The following is a 17,573-nucleotide window of genomic DNA, read 5'->3' as shown; positions in this document are numbered from 1 at the left end:
CGTGTGTCATCCATTCAAGAAGGATTGCCAACTCTGGGTAAAGAACCATGATTCAACCAAAAACTTTATTCCTGTCCACCCTAGCAGCGGGATTGATATTCACCCCACCCGCACTGAGTCTACCCGAAGCATCCATACTGGCTCAATTTAGTGGCGAAGAACAAACTCGGATTCAAGTCTATAACCAAGCGAGTCCTGCGGTAGTGACGATTAAAGCTGGACGAGGTTCAGGTTCTGGGAGTATTGTGCGCTCCGATGGTTTAGTGTTGACTAATGAGCATGTGGTTTCTGAAGCGAGACGGGGAAGGGTGGAGGTGAGAACAGCCCAAGGACAACGATATCAGGGTTATGTCATTGCAGTCGATCGCCGCAACGATTTAGCCTTAGTTCGTCTGCAAACCAATGATACTCTGCCCACCATCCCGATCGCCAATCGCCAAGGCGTACAAGTCGGTCAACAAGTTTATGCGATTGGTAGTCCTTTTGGCCTTTCTGGCACCATTACCACAGGTATCCTCAGTCGCATCGACCCGGAAAACGGAGACCTACAAACCGATGCAGCGCTTAATCCCGGTAATTCAGGCGGTCCCCTACTCAACTCCCGTGGGGAACTCATCGGAGTCAATAAAGCTATTTTAAGTCGAGATGGAACCAATAGCGGTATCGGCTTTGCCACCAATGCCTCCATTGCCCGCGAGTTTATTGTCGCCAATGGCAATCAACGCGCTCCTGGCTTTCCGGATGATAGTGTGGCTCGACGCAATCCAAATTATCCTCCAGATAACGGCAATAGCCGCGATCGCTTTTCCGATCGTCCCCGTTTAGGCGTAACTGTCGATCGGGATTTAATTGTATTAGAAGTAGAACGGGGTTCTTTAGCCGCAGATATTGGTTTTCGACCTGGCGATCGTCTGTTAGCGATTAATCACCGTCGTTTGCGAGGAGTTAATGACCTCATTGGCTTTCTTGAAACCCGTCCCCACTCCATGTTGCTCACCGTGCGACGCAATCGGAGAATTGCCGAAGTCTTGGTTGAATTTTAGAGCGCTAGGTAATAGGCAATAGGCAATAGGGAAAACCGTTTTACAGTTTTCTGGAGCTGTATCTCCGTCTCTCCCCATCTCCGTCTCTCCCCATCTCCGTCTCTCCCCATCTCCGCGTCTCCCCATCTCCGCGTCTCCCCATCCACGCGTCTCCCCATCTCCAGAAGCGCTATAAAGGATAAGGGGGAAATGATTCAGGAGTAAGAGCGTGATACAGGCGATCGCCGATTGGTTAGAGAGAAAATGGGTAAACCCAGCCTACGCCGGATGGTTGCTGGGCGCTCTGATGGTCTTTTTCTTTGGGGCAGCGACCAATACCATGGTGGGATGGTTGTATGTGATGAGTGGTATTATCGCCGCTCTGCTGTTTATGGCTGCTATTTTACCCGTGCGATCGCTACGCGGCCTAAAGATCCATCGCCGTCGCATTCGCCCCATCAGCGCTGGCGATCGTCTCACCCTTGAACTCGATATCGAAAATTGCACCAACCAACCCAAAACCCTGCTCCAAGTTCAAGACCTGCTGCCCTTTGTCCTCAGTCCTCCCCAAACCACAGCGATCGCCCATATCCCCGCTCACAGCGCCTACAAGTGGATTTACGATCGACCGACCCAAAAAAGAGGAATTTATCGTTGGAGTACTCTACAGCTTAGAACAGCCGCCCCTTTAGGGTTATTTTGGTGTCGCCGTCGCCGAGAAGCCCCTGCCACGGCGATTGTTTATCCCCAAGTGTTGCCCCTGCGAACTTGTCCCCTGATTGATGACCTAGGACAAGACCAAAGCCCCAAATTTAAACGCGACCATCAGGGGGTACAAAATGCCACAGAAGGTCTGACTCGATCCTTACGCCCTTATCGCACTGGAGATCCCTTAAGGCTAATTCACTGGCGTACCAGCGCCCGCTATGGAGACTTAAGGGTGAGAGAATTGGAAATTATGGCTGGTGGTGACGATGTAGTGATTGCTCTCGATACGGAGTTTGCTTGGCATCCAGAAACCTTTGAACAAGCCGTTATTGCTGCGGCTTCTCTCTATTTCCACGCTTCCCGGCGGCAAATGAATGTTAAACTCTGGACCGCGTATACGGGACTTATTCAAGGTTATCAAGTCGTCTTAGAGAGCCTTGCGGGAACTACCTTTGGCGAACAGGCGCGTAATTTACCCAATTTACCCTTAATTGTACTCACTCAAAATAGCGATCGCCTCAAGCAACTCCCTATCGGCAGTCGTTGGGTCTTTTGGCCTCCAGAAGATTGGTCGGGTAGCCTTAAAGAAGATTTTAAGGGTTTACAAATTGTAGGCGATCGCCCCCTAGAGTCCCAATTGCAACAGCCTCTTTGAGGGAATTGTGGAACATGGAGACGCGAGAAAAGCTCTCCCTGAGCGGAGTTGAAAGGAGCATGGACACGGATATGTCCTATTCCCTATTACCCATTACCTATTACCCAATCATGCTTTCTAAACGCTTTGAAGATGCCCTCATCTTGGCACACCAACTGCACCAAACCCAAATCCGTAAAGCTTCAGGAGTTCCGTATATTGCCCATCTCCTGGGGGTTGCCAGCATTGCCCTAGAATATGGTGCAACTGAAGATGAGGCGATCGCCGCCCTATTGCATGATGCCATAGAAGATCAAGGAGGAGAAGCCACCCGCGATCGCATTCGAGAACAATTTGGAGAAACGGTAACTGCCATAGTCGAAGGATGCACAGACGCTTACACCATCCCCAAACCTCCTTGGAGGGAACGCAAGGAAGCGTATCTTGCCCACCTTCCCCAAGCTTCTGCTTCCGTTCGCCTCGTCTGTGCTGCAGATAAACTCTATAATGCTCGCTCCATTGTCAAAGACTATCGCCAAGTGGGAGAGAGCATCTGGGACAGATTCAAAGGCGGAAAATCGGGAACCCGATGGTACTATCAATCCTTAGTCGAAGCTTTCCAACAAGCTGAAAACACGCCCATCATCCAAGAACTTGCGCGAGTTGTGAATGAAATGACACGGTTAGGTAATAGGGAATAAGTAATAGTACCAGTAGTGGATTGTTTCACCTAAAATAGGGCTTTGTTTGTAGTAAGCACTTTAGTGCTTAAAAGCCTAGCTGGAGAGGGCTAAAGCCCTCACTACCAACAAAATCTAATGCATCAAATTAGATGAAACAATCCAGATTGGTGCGTTAGCGAAGCGTAACGCACCAATCTGCTATATATGGAGTCGTTGCGTCAGTCCTAGAGTAATTGGACATTTCCCATTCCCCTTAAAACGGAGGATCTTCATCATCGTCCATTGATTCTAAATAGGACGATTCGTCCTTAATACTTTCTGGTTTAGGTAAGTCTATTTTTGCTTTTAAGTTCATTATTTCTCCACCAAAAAAATCGGCAAACCCTTCGGCTGCTTGTCTGACTTTCTGTTTTTCCCGTTGTTTTTCCTGGTCTAAACTTGGTTGTGGTGGAGGAGTTGGCGATCGCCTCGCAACTGATTCTTGCACAATCTCTGGTTTTTGAGCTGGAGGTAGTGGATTAAGAGGTATTTTTTTTTCTGTATCATCCAGAAGCTGAAATTTCAAACTAAAGGGATGATGAAAGGTTTTCTTAAACGCTTCTTGTAGTTGGGGTTGAACACCTTTGACTAAATTTTGCGCTCCCTTCCTATTAATGCCAATCTGGGCGGTTTTATCGTTTAAGGTTAATAAACTGCAATGCTTGGAAATTAAAACTTTGGTTCCTGGTAATTCTAAGTTATCAATGACGGTTTGCCAAACCTGTTCTAAGTTGTCAGTCTTCACCGGAGTCACCGGTTGAGGGGGTTGGGTGTCTTGTGCTGGGGAGGGCTGGGGATTGGGTTTTGGTGGATCGACTGGTTTTGTCCCTGGAGAAATGGCGGGTTTTGCCGCAGGCGAAATACTGGCAGCAGGAGTGTTAACTACAGGTGCAGGAGTGGCTTGTACTGGAGGTTGGTTAGCCGACAGTAAGCCTAATAGAGTGACTTCTAACCAGAGTCGCGGTTGAGTCGTATTTTTCAGTTGAGTTTCGCTCTCTTGCAGATGCGTTTGAGCCGCTAAAATTTGTGGCAAACTGAAGTGTTGAGATAATTCGATCAATTGCTTCCAAGTCGAAGCAGTGAGAGCGACTAAATCTTGCCGATTTGGTGCGGTTCTAGCAATCAGTAAATCGCGATAAAAGCTAGTTAAGTTATGCAGTAGAGTTAGGGGTTCTCGACCCCGATCTAAGATATTTTTAGTTAAGTCGAGAATATCAGCCGGATTGGGTTTGCTAATTGCTTCTAACAACTGTAATAAATCGCGCTCTGGTACTGACCCCACTAAGTTCCAAACCTGTTCTACACCCACTTCGGTTACGTCATCTGCACCGACTAATAAGCTCAGTTGATCGAGTAAACTTTCCGCGTCGCGGAGTCCCCCTTGGGAAATTTGCGCCACTAAAGTTATTGCTTCCTCGGTAATAGCGATCGCCTCTTTGCTGGCAATATCTTTTAAGTGATGCACCATCGACTCCAGGGGAATGCGTCGAAAATCGAACCGTTGACACCGGGAAATAATCGTCGGCAGTACCCGTTGCGGATCGGTGGTCGCGAGAACAAATACAACGCGGTCTGGCGGTTCTTCCAAGGTTTTCAGCAATGAATTAAATGCCGCCGTACTCAGCATATGACATTCATCAATTACATAAACTTTATACCGACATTGAACCGGTGCAAATTGCGATCGCTCAATAATTTCCCGAATATTATCCACTCCCGTATGGCTCGCAGCATCCAATTCCATCACATCCAAAGAAGAGCCTTTTGTAATAGAAACACAAATCTCGCACTCACCACAGGGAGTAGCCGTGGGCCCCTGGGTCTGAATACAATTGAGAGACTTGGCTAGAATCCGCGCACTCGAGGTTTTCCCCGTTCCCCTCGGTCCCGTAAACAGATATGCGGGGGCGATCTTATTCCGGTTTAACGCATTCGAGAGCGTTTGCGCGATCGCCTCCTGTCCCACCAACTGGGCAAAGGTTTGGGGTCGATATTTATGATGGAGCGGTTCGTAATTCACGGCAGAAAAAATGGCAGATTAATTGCCTAATACATCTTCAGGAGTAACAATGGTCATTTGAGGCACACGAATAAAATCATTAGGGTTAAACGTTAACAAATAGGAAATCTGATAAACATCCATAAACGCCATTAATCTCAGATCGTGCGTTCGTTTACCCTTAACTTTGTACTGGGTTACCCATTGAAACCACTGCTGAAAAATACGCTCATTTTCTTCAAGCATCCTAAATTGATCCATAAACTGTACGAGGACTTCAGCCGTCAATTCAGGAGTCCATCCTAAACCATTGACCTCTACTGGACGAGTGGCCACAACCCAAAACTCAATTAAAACTTGAGCTGTAATCACACATTGATCGCCTTGATTAAAAAGTTTAGCGATCACCCCTGATGCCAAACTATGCTGTACGGAAGTGCGATCGGCAACTCGAAGTAAAATATTTGTATCCAGTAAGTACCAAGTCATAGGAATATTGCCGGGTTAATCATACATGCTATCTCGATGCAAAGCTTCATCAGGTAACAGGGAACTCTTTTCAGGTAAACCTTGCACAAAAGTTAACCATTTTTCTGTTCTTTCTTCTGGAGTTAATGAAGTATTAAAGTGATTCAGGCCTTCCATCATCAAATCATAATTAATCTCTTCCACAGAACGCTTGGGGTGACGATTCTGTAATTCTTCGATGAACGCCACAAATGAAGACCGCTTGCTTGGAGCAGGATGGGAGAAAACCACAAACACATCCACCTCTTGACCTTCAGAACCAGAGGGGACTTGAATTTCCACTTTATCACCCGGCAAAACTTTGGTCGAGATCCGCAGCGCAGACTGCATCATAGGAGGATTCATGGTTGGGTACTAGATATGGGGTCAGCACTACTCTATCGCAATCATCCCGCGATCGGCCGGTAGCCCTGAGTTTTGCCATCCTCTTCAAAACCGTGCCCTTTTCAGGGAAGATAAATAAAGAGAGTTTATACTCTCCTGATGCGATCCAAATCAACCGATAGATTAAGTAACCTTATGAATTCAGTCCTCGCCCCTGAGCAGAACTCAACCAGTGAAACCCCCTTATCTCCTGTGCAGCAGAGCCGTCCTGTTTTCCCCTTTACTGCAATTGTGGGACAGGAAGAGATGAAACTCGCCCTGCTGCTCAATGTGATTGACCCGAAAATTGGGGGAGTGATGATTATGGGCGATCGCGGTACAGGTAAATCTACCACTATCCGTGCTTTGGCCGATTTATTACCCGAAATCGAAATCGTCGCTGATGACCCCTTTAACAGCGATCCCCACAATCAAGAACTGATGAGTGATGAAGTCAGACAACGGGCGAGCCTCCAAGAAAATCTCCCCATTACGCGCCGCAAAGTGATGATGGTGGATTTGCCCCTAGGTGCAACCGAAGACCGGGTATGTGGAACCATTGATATTGAAAAAGCCCTTTCTGAAGGGGTAAAAGCCTTTGAACCGGGACTATTGGCGAAGGCTAACCGGGGGATTTTATATGTGGATGAGGTAAATCTGCTTGATGACCATTTAGTCGATGTCTTACTCGACTCTGCCGCCAGTGGATGGAATACAGTAGAGCGCGAAGGCATTTCCATTCGCCACCCAGCCCAGTTTGTGCTAGTTGGTTCCGGAAACCCAGAAGAAGGGGAACTCAGACCCCAATTATTAGACCGGTTTGGAATGCACGCGGAAATTCGCACGGTTAAAGAGCCAGATCTACGGGTGAAAATTGTGGAAGAGCGCTCTGCATTTGATAGTCATCCCCAGGAGTTTTTACACCGCTCTCAAACCGAACAGGAAGCGCTGCAACAAAGATTGGTAGAAGCTAGAGAACGCCTATCTTCTGTCAACATTGATTATGAATTGCGGGTGCAAATTTCCCAAGTCTGTTCGGAATTAGATGTGGATGGTTTGCGCGGCGATATTGTCACCAACCGTGCGGCTAAAGCGTTGGCAGCATTTGAGGGACGCACAGAGGTTACTCTAGAGGATATTCAACAAGTGGTTACCCTCTGCTTGCGCCACCGTCTGCGCAAAGATCCCCTAGAATCGATTGATTCTGGCTATAAGGTGCAAAAGGTTTTTTGCCGGGTGTTTGGTTTAGCTGAACCCGAAGCTTAAAGCTTGTAGGGGCGAAAATTTTTCGCCCTATATCCGTGTTCCCGCGTCTCCTCATCTCCCTATCTCCACAGCCTATTCTCGGTCTTCAACCCAACTGGATCGCCAGGCAAATTCCGCTTGGGCGATCGCATATTCTTTTTGTTTGCGCTGATAGTCTTGTCCCTTAGAGTACAAGCGATCTTGTAAATGACGCAGTTGCTTACGGTAGCTCGTCACCCTAGCATCACTAAACTCGATATCTGATAGGCGCAGGTTAATCAGCATGATTTTCAGAGGCAGAGAAAAAGGTAAAAGGGCGATCGGATCGCGATCGTCATCTTCATCCTCATCGTCATCTTCTTCCTCATCTGGATCGTAGTCTCCCTTCTGTAAGCCAATAATCACTGGAGGAATTGAGTCTTCATATTGCTTGAGTAAGCGTTCTGGCAATTCAATCTGGCCTTTCAACTCTCCTTTTCTTCTAGGAGTGAGAAAGTTTTCTGCCTCAATCACTAGATTTAAAATATTCGGTAAACTGGGAGCGAGGGACTCTTGAGTGCCCATGGCCTGTTTAGCCACTTCTATCAAAGGTTCAGGTATATTTTCGGTAAAAATATTGGCTTTTCTCAAGAGCTGATTCACTTCATGGGAGAAGTGTTCTAATCGCTTGAAGATCTGTTTTTCTATATTTTGTTGCCATTGAGCTAAGGCTTCCGGATTCTTGATTAAGGGGTATTCTTCCTCTGATTCCATTACCTTTAAGTCTAAGGAGGGTTCATCACTCTCTTCTGGGTTTTCCTCCTCCTCTTCTTCGTCTTCTGCCTCTTCTGAGGACAGAGCCAGAGGCGTTTCTAGGGGGCGGCTGACTATTTCCTGAATTTCCGCTTCTGCTTGTTGGGCTAAACGTTTAACCCTTTCCTGTAACTGCTGTCTTCCAGTTAACGAGAGTGCCAAAAACTCGTGAGGATATCCTTGGGTACAAATCTGATAACTGGCTACAATTAACTGTTGGCGTACCACTTGCCCTAAGTATTGGGTATAGTTACCATAAGCTTGATAAAATTCTTCTGCTAAAGAGGCGATCGCACTTTCCAACTCCTCGATCTCTCGTTCGATTCGCTGTAGGGGTCTAGCCATAATTTTATATTTACTCTAGGATTTTCTATCAATTCCACCTGGAGATAGCAAAGGAGCGTAAACTCTACGCCCCTTATCTAAGCCAGCAAACTTCCACTAGCTCACGGGGTAGGGAGGCCGTTTGCCCCCCTAGCATCCCTTATTTACCACTGGCTTGAGCAGCTACTTCTTCAGCAAAGTTGCTCTCTTCCTTCTCAATGCCTTCACCCAAAACAAAGCGAGCGAAGCGGCGCACCTGAATATTTTCACCTAACTGGGCGATCGTCTCAGTCACCAATTCACCAACCGTCTTGGCTTGGTCTTTAACATAAGCTTGATCCAGTAAGGTTAACTCTTTCAGGCGTTTTTCAATCCGTCCAGCAACGATTTTTTCCTTGATGTTATCGGGTTTCTTGGCTAAATCATCCCGTTCCATCTCAATCGCTTTTTCTTTCTCGACGATCTGCGCCGGAATTTGGTCTATGCTGACATACTCAACATTCGGACAAGCGGCGATTTGCATTGCAATATTGCGCACCAGGGTTTGGAAAGCTTCCCCACGAGCCACAAAATCGGTTTCGCAGTTGACTTCTACCAAAACTCCAATTCGACCACCCGTATGGATGTAGCTATCCACTAAACCCTCTGCTGCAACACGAGAGGACTTTTTCCCAGCCGAAGCAATCCCTTTTTTCCGCAGCCATTCTGAGGCTTTTTCCAGGTCGCCATCGTTTTCTGTGAGCGCTTTTTTGCAATCCATCATGCCAGCGCCCGTTTTTTCCCGTAGCTCTTTAACCAGTTTTGCTGAAATTTCTGCCATGTTAATTCAGATTTTTGATTACACCAAAGTGCTTACGCACGGCTGCTTACTCTTTCTTGACATCCTCACCGGGTTGAAGACACGGTGATTCCTTCTTTATGTCTGCGAAGTGGAAACCTCACCTTAGTGAGAACTACCCTCCGCAGGAGGCTTTAGGTTTCTGTTTCAGTGCAACTGCCTCCACCCACTGACGAGTTTATTGTCTTACAGAAAGCTCCACAGACTATCCCCACAAGTCTTGCAGTTTTTAATGGGCCATTCTTCAACAAAAAAACTTTGTTGTTAGTTGATTCAAGGGTTGGATCGCCCATTACCCCATCCTCTTTTCCCGATTTACCGCAACTCTGTGCGCCACTGGTTAAAACCAGATGTCGTCACGTAAAGGCTGTCTGTTACGTCTGCATCGCGGGTGGGTCATTGACCACTTCATATTATATTGTAAAGCCGTGCTAGAAGGACGGGCTTTCCCACCCAAACTTTTGAAGATTCGGCCATGATAGCCTATCAAGGCGATCTCTAGCTTTCTTTACTCTCCTCCTCCTCTTCTTCTCCATCCTCATCAAAGTCTTCATCATCGAAGTCTTCTTCAGCATCTGGATAATCCGTATCCTCTTGGTCATCTACATAAACTTCGCCATGATGACCTTCATAAATGGCATCTGCCAGTTTACCCACAATTAGCTTAATCGAGCGAATCGCATCATCGTTGGCGGGAATCGGATAATCAACTGGATCGGGATCGCAGTTCGTATCTAGAAGGGCTACAATCGGGATATTGAGTTTAATGCACTCCTGAACAGCGTTATACTCGCGCCGTTGGTCAATCACTACTACGATATCGGGGACTTTACGCATCGTTTTAATGCCGCCGAGATATTTTTGTAGTTTACCCATTTCCCGACGTAATACGGACGCTTCTTTTTTCGGGCGCAAATCCAACGCACCACTATTTTCGAGGCGTTCGAGTTCTTTTAAGCGTTCTACCCGATTTTTAATGGTTGCCCAGTTAGTGAGCATTCCACCTAACCAGCGCTGATTGATATAGTATGCACCACAGCGAGAGGCTTCTTGGGCAATAATTCCGGCTGCTTGCCGTTTAGTTCCCACAAACAAAACTTTTCTGCCTTGTTCAGACATGGTACGCATGTACCGATAGGCTTCTTCGATTTTCTGGGCGGTTTGTACCAGATCGATGATGTGTACCCCGTTGCGCGAAGTGTAGATGTACTGGGACATCTTGGGATTCCAGCGACGGGTTTGGTGTCCGAAATGAACTCCAGATTCTAATAACTGAGCGAGTGAAACAACGGGCATAGGGTTTAATTCTCCTTTCGGGTTTATCCTCCATCTAGGTGGATTGATTTCCATGTAGGAAACACCCGAACCTCCTAGATGTGCGTGTTTAGACAACCTTACTATTAAACCACAGTTTAGGGGAATTCGCCACCCATTTCCGAAGTCGGACGGTTGCCTTTCCCGCTACTGCTGCTATATTGCCATTCCTGAAGTACAGCGCGACATTGAAGACAGGTCAAATCTTGGTAAAGCTGATGGAGACCTTCGGAAGTATGGGGATAGACAGCGCCGAGGCGATCGCGCTCTACTGTAATCTTGGGATCGATCTGAGCCACACATCCATACAATTTCTGATTAGAAAAGGAACTATTAATCAGCCATCCTTGTTCATTGAGTAACTGAATCTGCAAAATATCCCCTTCTCCAATACCCAATTCACGATTGAGAATATGGGGGACAACCTCCAAGGGCTTTCCTTCGTTTCGCACCCGTCCCCCAGGAAAATCCAACGTGATGCCCTGCACGCCGGGACGATACTGGGACACAGGCAAGATGACGCGATCGCCTTGAATTGTCACAATCACCACGGAATCAGCTTTTTCGACTCGCCAATAGTCCAACACTTGACCCTGGCGATCCTCAAGCTGCTCTCCAATCAAGGTCATCCACTGAGAAGAAATTCTGACTAATGGCTTAAGGAGTTTCCATGTTTTATCCGATTGAGGTTGCTGCATCGAGTCTATTAAATTTAATGATTCATTGATATAACTTAGAGCCAAGATATAACTTAGAACAAAATGAGCTTAGTGGTGCAGAACCAATATGCTCAACTGGAATTCTCAAAGGTGACATTTCTACGATCAAACCATTGACCGTGGACAACACCGTTCTCTGCACCACTAAAGGTTGTTGAATCAGAACTTGTGTGCGTGCAGTACCTCCATCACATCACAGAGGTAGGCAATGCCCGAATAATCGTCGAAAAACCTTGCTGCGACCTCATCGGAAATCTTCACAGCCATATCCCGATTAGGAGTGAGTACCTCAAACTTGATATTCGTGAAGTCGTCGCCAACGCTAGGTTTTCCCGGCGAGCGCACACCGCGACTGCCTTTACCGCCAGCTTCCACTACTGTATAACCGGTAGCTCCGGCTTCATCAATGATCTTGGCGATCTTTTTGAGCAGCAATTTTTCCGTGACGATGACGAGCTTACTAGCTTGCTGAGTCATATTTATTACCTCTTGATATATGTGGTCAATTAAATACAGAGAAACTCAGGAAAACGGAAGCACAACAAGCTATTGCACTGATTAGAGCCAACAAAAAGAATGTCATTGGGTTCCTATCAGATTGCGTAATAGTGCGCTTGCCATAGTAAGCACGGTAACATTATGCTAATCGATCAGTCAAGAGGAAGCGCACCCCAGAAAAACTTATGATTTGAATTAGACATTGCGTTTCAAATTCATCGTGGAGAATGCACAAATTTGTACAGTTTTAGGATAGACTAATAATACATAAAATTCAAATCTTGATAGATTAGAATCTATGGAAGCTGGTGGAAAATCGCTATCATCTTCCAATCGTGTTCAGAGAGCATCCTTCTCTGAATACCCCGTCAACAGGTTCTTCTATAACACCTGTGCTGTAGGGGAGCTTCACCCCTACTTTAATTAAGCTCACTTATCACAATCATCACCTCTCGTAGAGGAGGTGGAAGGAGGTATTCATGGATTTCTTATCCAATTTCTTTACGCTCTTCCTGGGGAAATTGCAGTCCCCGACACTCGGCTTTCTGATTGGTGGTATGGTCGTTGCGGCCGTCAATAGCCGATTGCAAATTCCAGATGCAATCTATAAGTTCATTGTATTTATGCTGCTCATCAAAGTGGGTCTGAGTGGCGGTATTGCTATCCGTAATGCAAATCTGTTGGAGATGCTGTTACCCGCAGTGTTCGCCGTGATCCTAGGGATTCTTATCGTGTTTATCGGGCGCTATACCTTGGCCAACCTGCCAAACGTCAAAGTTGTGGATGGTATTGCGACTGCGGGCCTGTTCGGTGCGGTAAGTGGCTCTACCCTCGCAGCCGGCCTGACAATCATGGAATCGGAAGGCATGACATACGAACCCTGGGCCGCTGCTCTCTATCCTTTTATGGATATCCCAGCGCTCGTAACGGCGATTGTCTTGGCGAGCATTTATGTTAGTAAGCAAAAGCAGCGTCGTGAAGCACAGGAGCAGCTCAGTAAGCAGCCGGTTGCCGCAGGGGAGTATTCCAGTAGCGAAGGCGGATATACCAGTGACCAAGGCATTATCGCAAGTGGATATCCTAAACAGGATGCCGGAAGCGATCGCGTCAAGATCTGGCCCATTGTTCAGGAAAGTCTTCAGGGTTCAGCCCTATCTGCATTGCTGCTTGGCCTCGCTCTAGGTTTGTTCACCCGGCCGGAAAGGGTCTATGAGAGCTTCTTCGATCCCGGCTTTCGCGGCCTGCTTTCGATACTGATGTTGGTCATGGGTATGGAAGCCACGGCAAGGATCGGTGAACTACGCAAGGTGGGCCAATGGTACGCCCTATATGCCTTTATCGCACCGCTCCTGCATGGATTTATCGCCTTCGGTCTCGGCATGATTGCCCATGCCATCACAGGATTCAGCCTTGGCGGCGTTGTTCTACTGGCTGTCATTGCTGCCTCTAGTTCAGATATCTCAGGGCCGCCCACGTTACGAGCTGGTATCCCGTCAGCTAATCCCTCCGCCTACATCGGCTCCTCCACAGCCGTTGGTACGCCAGTTGCCCTTGCTTTGGGAATACCGCTCTTCATCGGGCTAGCTCAAGCGCTGGGTGGCTGAATCGCAGACGGGTCGGGTCTGCCGGCGCTCCTGTCCGGCGACCAACATGGTGGCTATGGCGATGATTCAGAATCTAGACCGCTTCCCCGCCCTTTACCCTTTACCTTTGAGTACTATGGAACCCTTATCGTCAAACCCTTCTCCTCGCTGGTGCAGTTGGTTTAATGGAGACCGCATCGTTCGTTTTCTAGAACTCGTGCAGGACTTAATTGTGATTTCGGTGTGCATTGGCTTGTTTAGCTTCATGGTGATGCAGTTACGAGAGATGTTTCTGTCGCTGTTGCCACCTTTGAACTTTCCTCGGGTTACTGCCGATATTTTGTTCTTGCTCATTCTGGTGGAATTGTTTCGATTGCTGATTATTTATTTAAAGGAGCATCGAATTTCGATTGGAGTCGCAGTGGAGGTCTCGATTGTATCGGTACTGCGGGAAATCATTGTTCGAGGCATTTTGGAAACTCCGTGGGTGCAGGTTATGGCGGCCTGTTCTTTTCTCATCGTGCTGGGAGGTTTATTAGTTGTCCGTGCTTGGATTCCACCTACTTTTGATGGCATTGACCCAGAGCAGAATGTGTCCCGCCGTCACCGGATACGCTTTGGTCAAACATTGACAGAAAGAGACAGCAAAATAGATGCTCAATCGTTTCAACCCTAAAATAGGGCAGTCCTGATGCTACTTGCATCTATCCTGTGGTACTGCCATCAAGAGTTAAGAGTTCGTTCTTACTTGATTCACCTCATCGATCGCAAACTACAACCATTATGTCTGGGCCAATGACTTCTTCGCTGGTGTCAATGTCCCTCTGGCACAAAATACGGCTACCTAAAAAGCCGGGGTAATACCCCGGCTTTTTAGTTCGATCTATTCGATTTTTTAGGGTACTATGTACAAAGTCTTAATAAATTATTATTAAATACATAGATTCCAATAATATGTATTGTGATAGATAAGTTTAAGACTTTTTAGCTGTATATTGATATACAGTTTTTACCCCTAATCAAAACTCGTTCAACAATGAAAGTCTTTAACAGGATCAATTTTAATAACCTACAGGGGGATATCTTTGGCGGTCTAACCGCTACGGTCATTGCCCTTCCGATGGCTCTGGCCTTCGGGGTCGCCTCTGGTGCAGGGGCTGAAGCTGGACTCTATGGTGCAGTTTTGGTTGGCTTGTTCGCTGCTTTATTCGGGGGAACGCCTACCCTCATTTCCGAACCCACCGGGCCGATGACCGTCATTATGACTGCCGTTATTGCCAGTCTAGTGGCCTCCTATGGTCAAGAGCAGGGTATGGCCATGGCCTTTACTGTGGTAATGATGGCTGGGGTATTTCAGATTCTCTTTGGAGTTCTGAAGTTGGGAAAATACGTGACTCTCATGCCCTATACAGTGATTTCTGGGTTCATGTCAGGGATTGGTTTAATTATGATCATCCTGCAATTGGGGCCCTTCTTAGGTCAGGATAGTCCCAAAGGCGGTGTGGTTGGAACCATTACAGCCCTACCTGATTTATTGGCGAATATTCAACCGACAGAATTAGGTTTAGCGGCGCTCACTGTAGCGATTCTCTTCTTAACTCCATCAAAAATTAAGCGCAAAGTCCCCCCCCAATTGATTGCTTTAGTTGTGGGAACTATTGTCTCGGTTACTCTCTTCGGAGGTGTAGACTTAAGGCGGATTGGTGAAATTCCAAGTGGTTTGCCTAGCTTGCAATTCCCTGTTTTCACGTTTGAAGCTCTAAGAACGATGTTTGTTGATGCTCTCGTTCTAGGGATGCTTGGATGTATTGATGCACTGTTAACTTCTGTGGTGGCTGATAGTTTAACCCGTACTCAACATGATTCTAATAAGGAATTAATTGGTCAAGGATTGGGGAATATCATGTCCGGTTTATTCGGCGGAATTGCCGGTGCTGGAGCAACGATGGGAACAGTGATCAATATCCAAACGGGAGGACGTACGGCTCTCTCTGGCATAGTTCGTGCAGTTGCTTTACTTTGTGTTGTTCTGTTTGCTGGCGGATTAACCCAAAATATTCCCTTGGCAGTCTTGGCAGGGATTGCCCTGAAAGTGGGGATTGATATTATTGACTGGGGTTTCCTGAAACAAGCTCATAAAGTTTCGATGAAAGCAGCCCTGATTATGTACGGGGTGATCGGATTAACGGTATTTGTAGACTTGATTACAGCCGTTGGTGTTGGGGTCTTTATTGCCAATATCTTGACGATTGACCGGTTAAGCGAACTTCAGTCTAATGATGTGAAGACGATTACGGATGCTGATGATGCCATCTTGCTTAATGATGAAGAGAAAGAATTGCTCGATCGCGGAAATAATCGGGTACTGCTGTTCCATTTAAGCGGGCCCATGATTTTTGGGGTGGCTAAGGCGATTTCCCGCGAGCATACGGCGATGGAAGACCATGATATCCTGATTGTTGATTTGACGGATGTGCCGGTGATGGGGGTTACGTCTTCTTTGGCGATTCAAAATGCGATTCAAGATGCTCTTGATGAAGGCCGTCAGGTGATGATTGTGGGTGCTTCGGGTAAGGTGAAACGGCGGTTGGAAAAGTTGGGTGTATTAGCTGCATTGCCTCCCAATCACTTGTTTGTCGACCGTACAGAAGCTTTACGTCAGGCGATCGCCTTGCTGGAGTATGAACAATATGAGCCTCAAACCAATGGTGCTGCTAGTGTTCCCTCTTCTACTGATTTATCTCACTCTTCAATGAATAATTGAATTCAATTTCTCTGTTGGTCGATTAACCTGGCATTTACTTCGGTAATGTCAGGTTTTTCTCTGGGCGATCGCCTTCTCATTGAGGAGAGGACGATCTCTTTTTCTTTTCCCAGAAGCCTAAAGGCTACTTTCAATGACCTGGCGATATTGGCTTTTTTGTTTCACTCCTTTGAGTTCTTGTAATAACGCCTTATCCTTAAACACTTGTACGGTGGGAGTCCCAGTAATACCAGCATTTTCAGCAATGTCTTGATCGGCTTCAATGTCAATTTGCACATAGTGAATTTTGGAGTCAAATTCATCTATAACTTTGCTGAGAATTGGTTTTAGAGTATGACAGGGGCCGCAGGTGGGAGAGGTGTACATTACCAGTAAGGGGCGATCGCTTTCATGGAATAATTTGCGTAGGGCATACCCTCCCGTATGGCGTGTTTCCTCCAGCTTAAATGTCTCTTCTGTATCAGTTTGCGTCGTCGCAGCCGCAGCAGTTTCCGATGGCTTTTCTCCTTCTTCCTGCTTAAATTCCTGACCTAATCCTTTCGCCGATAACCACCGCTCGGCTAACATCGCTCCCATACAGCCCGTTCCAGCAGCCGTGATTGCTTGTCGGAATTCATGGTCTTGCACATCGCCAACCGCATAAACTCCTTCCACACTGGTTTGTACCCCATGTTCGGTAACAACATAACCCACATCATCTAACTTTAATTGCCCTTGGAACAGTTGGGTATTGGGAGTATGACCAATCGCATAGAATAAACCACCCGCAGGCAAATCCTTTTCTTCTCCCGTTTGGTTATTCTTGACCTTCACCCCCCCAAATTTCGTCCCTTCTCCATAGACATCTACCGCTTCCGTATGCCAATGAACCGTAATTTTAGGGTGAACTAGGACCCGGTCTTGCATCGCTTTAGAAGCCCGCATTTCGCCCCGTCGCACCAGTAAATGGACATGAGACCCATATTTGGTCAAATAGACCGCTTCCTCCGCTGCCGTGTCTCCGCCACCAATCACGACCAGTTCCACACCCTTGAAAATTGGAGTTGCCCCATCACAAATGGCGCAAGCAGAAATACCGTTACTCCAAAAGTCCTGCTCGTGGGGAAGACTAAGCCGTTTAGCCGTCGCACCCGTAGCAATCACAATAGTATGAGTTTTGAACTCTCGTTCCTCAGACCGTACCGTAAACGGCCGCTGACTTAAATCAACAGAAACCACATCTTCCGTATACAGTTCCGCTCCCCAGCGCACTGCTTGCGCTTTCATCCTATCCATCAGTTGCGGCCCGGTGATGCCATCGGGAAAACCGGGGAAATTCTCCACTTCTGTCGTGGTCATCAATTGTCCCCCTGGAATTCCCCCCATCTGATACCCTTCAAAAACCACGGGCTTGAGGTTCGCCCGACCCGCATAAATAGCGGCGGTAAACCCGGCCGGGCCGGAACCGATAATCACCAGATTCTCTACTGTAGGGTTGCTCATATTTATATAAACTCATAACGACTACGTTTAGTATAGCG

16 protein-coding genes are annotated in these 17,573 nt (G+C 47.1%); 7 read left to right on the top strand and 9 right to left on the bottom strand.

The genetic code is table 11. The features are described 5' to 3' along the window. Positions 1-47: 47 nt before the first annotated feature. The 3 genes from AC3A14_RS02470 to AC3A14_RS02460 all read left to right on the top strand — a co-directional run bounded on the left by AC3A14_RS02470 (position 48) and on the right by AC3A14_RS02460 (position 3,065). Complete coding sequence (locus AC3A14_RS02470; RefSeq protein WP_318731430.1) at positions 48-1,043, top strand: S1C family serine protease; 996 nt, start codon at positions 48-50, stop codon at positions 1,041-1,043. A gap of 208 nt (positions 1,044-1,251) precedes the next feature. Beyond that, positions 1,252-2,385, top strand: a complete 1,134-nt coding sequence (locus AC3A14_RS02465) for a DUF58 domain-containing protein (protein WP_318731429.1) — start codon at positions 1,252-1,254, stop codon at positions 2,383-2,385. Positions 2,386-2,495: 110 nt separating this feature from the next. Then, positions 2,496-3,065 carry an HD domain-containing protein gene (locus AC3A14_RS02460; protein ID WP_318731428.1) on the top strand — a complete coding sequence of 190 codons (570 nt, stop codon included), beginning with the start codon at positions 2,496-2,498 and terminating at the stop codon, positions 3,063-3,065. Positions 3,066-3,300: 235 nt separating this feature from the next. On the opposite strand, the gene AC3A14_RS02455 is transcribed toward AC3A14_RS02460, so the two are convergent. Genes AC3A14_RS02455 through AC3A14_RS02445 form a run of 3 tightly spaced genes read right to left on the bottom strand, consistent with a single transcriptional unit; the run spans position 3,301 to position 5,958 of the window. Continuing rightward, a complete protein-coding gene (locus AC3A14_RS02455; RefSeq protein ID WP_318731427.1) occupies positions 3,301-5,106 on the bottom strand; it encodes a DNA polymerase III subunit gamma/tau in 1,806 nt (601 codons plus the stop codon). An 18-nt stretch (positions 5,107-5,124) separates the two neighbouring features. Beyond that, positions 5,125-5,574, bottom strand: coding sequence for a type II toxin-antitoxin system VapC family toxin (locus AC3A14_RS02450; protein WP_271941720.1), 450 nt, complete (start codon positions 5,572-5,574; stop codon positions 5,125-5,127). A gap of 15 nt (positions 5,575-5,589) precedes the next feature. Continuing rightward, entirely contained in the window at positions 5,590-5,958 is a 369-nt protein-coding gene (locus AC3A14_RS02445; protein WP_318731426.1) for a hypothetical protein, read from the bottom strand. Between the two features lie 174 nt (positions 5,959-6,132). Between AC3A14_RS02445 and bchI the strand changes: the two genes are divergently transcribed. After that, positions 6,133-7,242, top strand: coding sequence for a magnesium chelatase ATPase subunit I (gene bchI / locus AC3A14_RS02440; RefSeq protein WP_318700831.1), 1,110 nt, complete (start codon positions 6,133-6,135; stop codon positions 7,240-7,242). 72 nt (positions 7,243-7,314) lie between these two features. On the opposite strand, the gene AC3A14_RS02435 is transcribed toward bchI, so the two are convergent. The 5 genes from AC3A14_RS02435 to AC3A14_RS02415 form a co-directional block, all read right to left on the bottom strand. Continuing rightward, positions 7,315-8,358 (bottom strand): hypothetical protein, encoded by a 1,044-nt coding sequence (locus tag AC3A14_RS02435; protein WP_318731425.1) that lies wholly within the window; start codon positions 8,356-8,358, stop codon positions 7,315-7,317. Positions 8,359-8,497: 139 nt separating this feature from the next. Continuing rightward, positions 8,498-9,157, bottom strand: a complete 660-nt coding sequence (tsf, locus tag AC3A14_RS02430; protein ID WP_271941732.1) for a translation elongation factor Ts — start codon at positions 9,155-9,157, stop codon at positions 8,498-8,500. A gap of 516 nt (positions 9,158-9,673) precedes the next feature. Continuing rightward, complete coding sequence (rpsB, locus tag AC3A14_RS02425) at positions 9,674-10,471, bottom strand: 30S ribosomal protein S2 (RefSeq protein WP_318729088.1); 798 nt, start codon at positions 10,469-10,471, stop codon at positions 9,674-9,676. 116 nt (positions 10,472-10,587) lie between these two features. Then, positions 10,588-11,187, bottom strand: a complete 600-nt coding sequence (locus AC3A14_RS02420; RefSeq protein ID WP_318731424.1) for an NUDIX hydrolase — start codon at positions 11,185-11,187, stop codon at positions 10,588-10,590. A 180-nt stretch (positions 11,188-11,367) separates the two neighbouring features. After that, a complete protein-coding gene (locus AC3A14_RS02415) occupies positions 11,368-11,685 on the bottom strand; it encodes a P-II family nitrogen regulator (RefSeq protein ID WP_318731423.1) in 318 nt (105 codons plus the stop codon). 500 nt (positions 11,686-12,185) lie between these two features. Here AC3A14_RS02415 and AC3A14_RS02410 point away from each other — a divergent pair, with 500 nt between their 5' ends. From AC3A14_RS02410 to bicA, 3 genes are all read left to right on the top strand, one after another. Further along, positions 12,186-13,310, top strand: coding sequence for a sodium-dependent bicarbonate transport family permease (locus AC3A14_RS02410; RefSeq protein ID WP_318731422.1), 1,125 nt, complete (start codon positions 12,186-12,188; stop codon positions 13,308-13,310). Positions 13,311-13,425: 115 nt separating this feature from the next. Further along, entirely contained in the window at positions 13,426-13,965 is a 540-nt protein-coding gene (locus AC3A14_RS02405; protein WP_278003134.1) for a phosphate-starvation-inducible PsiE family protein, read from the top strand. Positions 13,966-14,325: 360 nt separating this feature from the next. After that, positions 14,326-16,053, top strand: a complete 1,728-nt coding sequence (gene bicA / locus AC3A14_RS02400; protein ID WP_318700838.1) for a bicarbonate transporter BicA — start codon at positions 14,326-14,328, stop codon at positions 16,051-16,053. A 117-nt stretch (positions 16,054-16,170) separates the two neighbouring features. Here the strand turns inward: bicA and trxB are convergent, their stop codons facing one another. Further along, positions 16,171-17,535 (bottom strand): thioredoxin-disulfide reductase, encoded by a 1,365-nt coding sequence (gene trxB / locus AC3A14_RS02395; protein ID WP_318731420.1) that lies wholly within the window; start codon positions 17,533-17,535, stop codon positions 16,171-16,173. Positions 17,536-17,573 lie beyond the last annotated feature (38 nt).

The organism is Roseofilum sp. (assembly GCF_982964205.1).
This window is presented reverse-complemented; position numbering and strand designations above follow the sequence as displayed.

What these genes read in the sequence shown, in the direction of transcription:
- AC3A14_RS02410 (WP_318731422.1), top strand. Translation starts at nt 12,186, where the DNA reads ATGGATTTCTTATCCAATTTCTTTACGCTCTTCCTGGGGAAATTGCAG.
- AC3A14_RS02450 (WP_271941720.1), bottom strand. Translation starts at nt 5,574, where the DNA reads ATGACTTGGTACTTACTGGATACAAATATTTTACTTCGAGTTGCCGAT.
- AC3A14_RS02460 (WP_318731428.1), top strand. Translation starts at nt 2,496, where the DNA reads ATGCTTTCTAAACGCTTTGAAGATGCCCTCATCTTGGCACACCAACTG.
- AC3A14_RS02405 (WP_278003134.1), top strand. Translation starts at nt 13,426, where the DNA reads ATGGAACCCTTATCGTCAAACCCTTCTCCTCGCTGGTGCAGTTGGTTT.
- rpsB (WP_318729088.1), bottom strand. Translation starts at nt 10,471, where the DNA reads ATGCCCGTTGTTTCACTCGCTCAGTTATTAGAATCTGGAGTTCATTTC.
- tsf (WP_271941732.1), bottom strand. Translation starts at nt 9,157, where the DNA reads ATGGCAGAAATTTCAGCAAAACTGGTTAAAGAGCTACGGGAAAAAACG.
- AC3A14_RS02420 (WP_318731424.1), bottom strand. Translation starts at nt 11,187, where the DNA reads ATGCAGCAACCTCAATCGGATAAAACATGGAAACTCCTTAAGCCATTA.
- AC3A14_RS02435 (WP_318731425.1), bottom strand. Translation starts at nt 8,358, where the DNA reads ATGGCTAGACCCCTACAGCGAATCGAACGAGAGATCGAGGAGTTGGAA.
- AC3A14_RS02470 (WP_318731430.1), top strand. Translation starts at nt 48, where the DNA reads ATGATTCAACCAAAAACTTTATTCCTGTCCACCCTAGCAGCGGGATTG.
- bicA (WP_318700838.1), top strand. Translation starts at nt 14,326, where the DNA reads ATGAAAGTCTTTAACAGGATCAATTTTAATAACCTACAGGGGGATATC.
- bchI (WP_318700831.1), top strand. Translation starts at nt 6,133, where the DNA reads ATGAATTCAGTCCTCGCCCCTGAGCAGAACTCAACCAGTGAAACCCCC.
- trxB (WP_318731420.1), bottom strand. Translation starts at nt 17,535, where the DNA reads ATGAGCAACCCTACAGTAGAGAATCTGGTGATTATCGGTTCCGGCCCG.
- AC3A14_RS02415 (WP_318731423.1), bottom strand. Translation starts at nt 11,685, where the DNA reads ATGACTCAGCAAGCTAGTAAGCTCGTCATCGTCACGGAAAAATTGCTG.
- AC3A14_RS02445 (WP_318731426.1), bottom strand. Translation starts at nt 5,958, where the DNA reads ATGAATCCTCCTATGATGCAGTCTGCGCTGCGGATCTCGACCAAAGTT.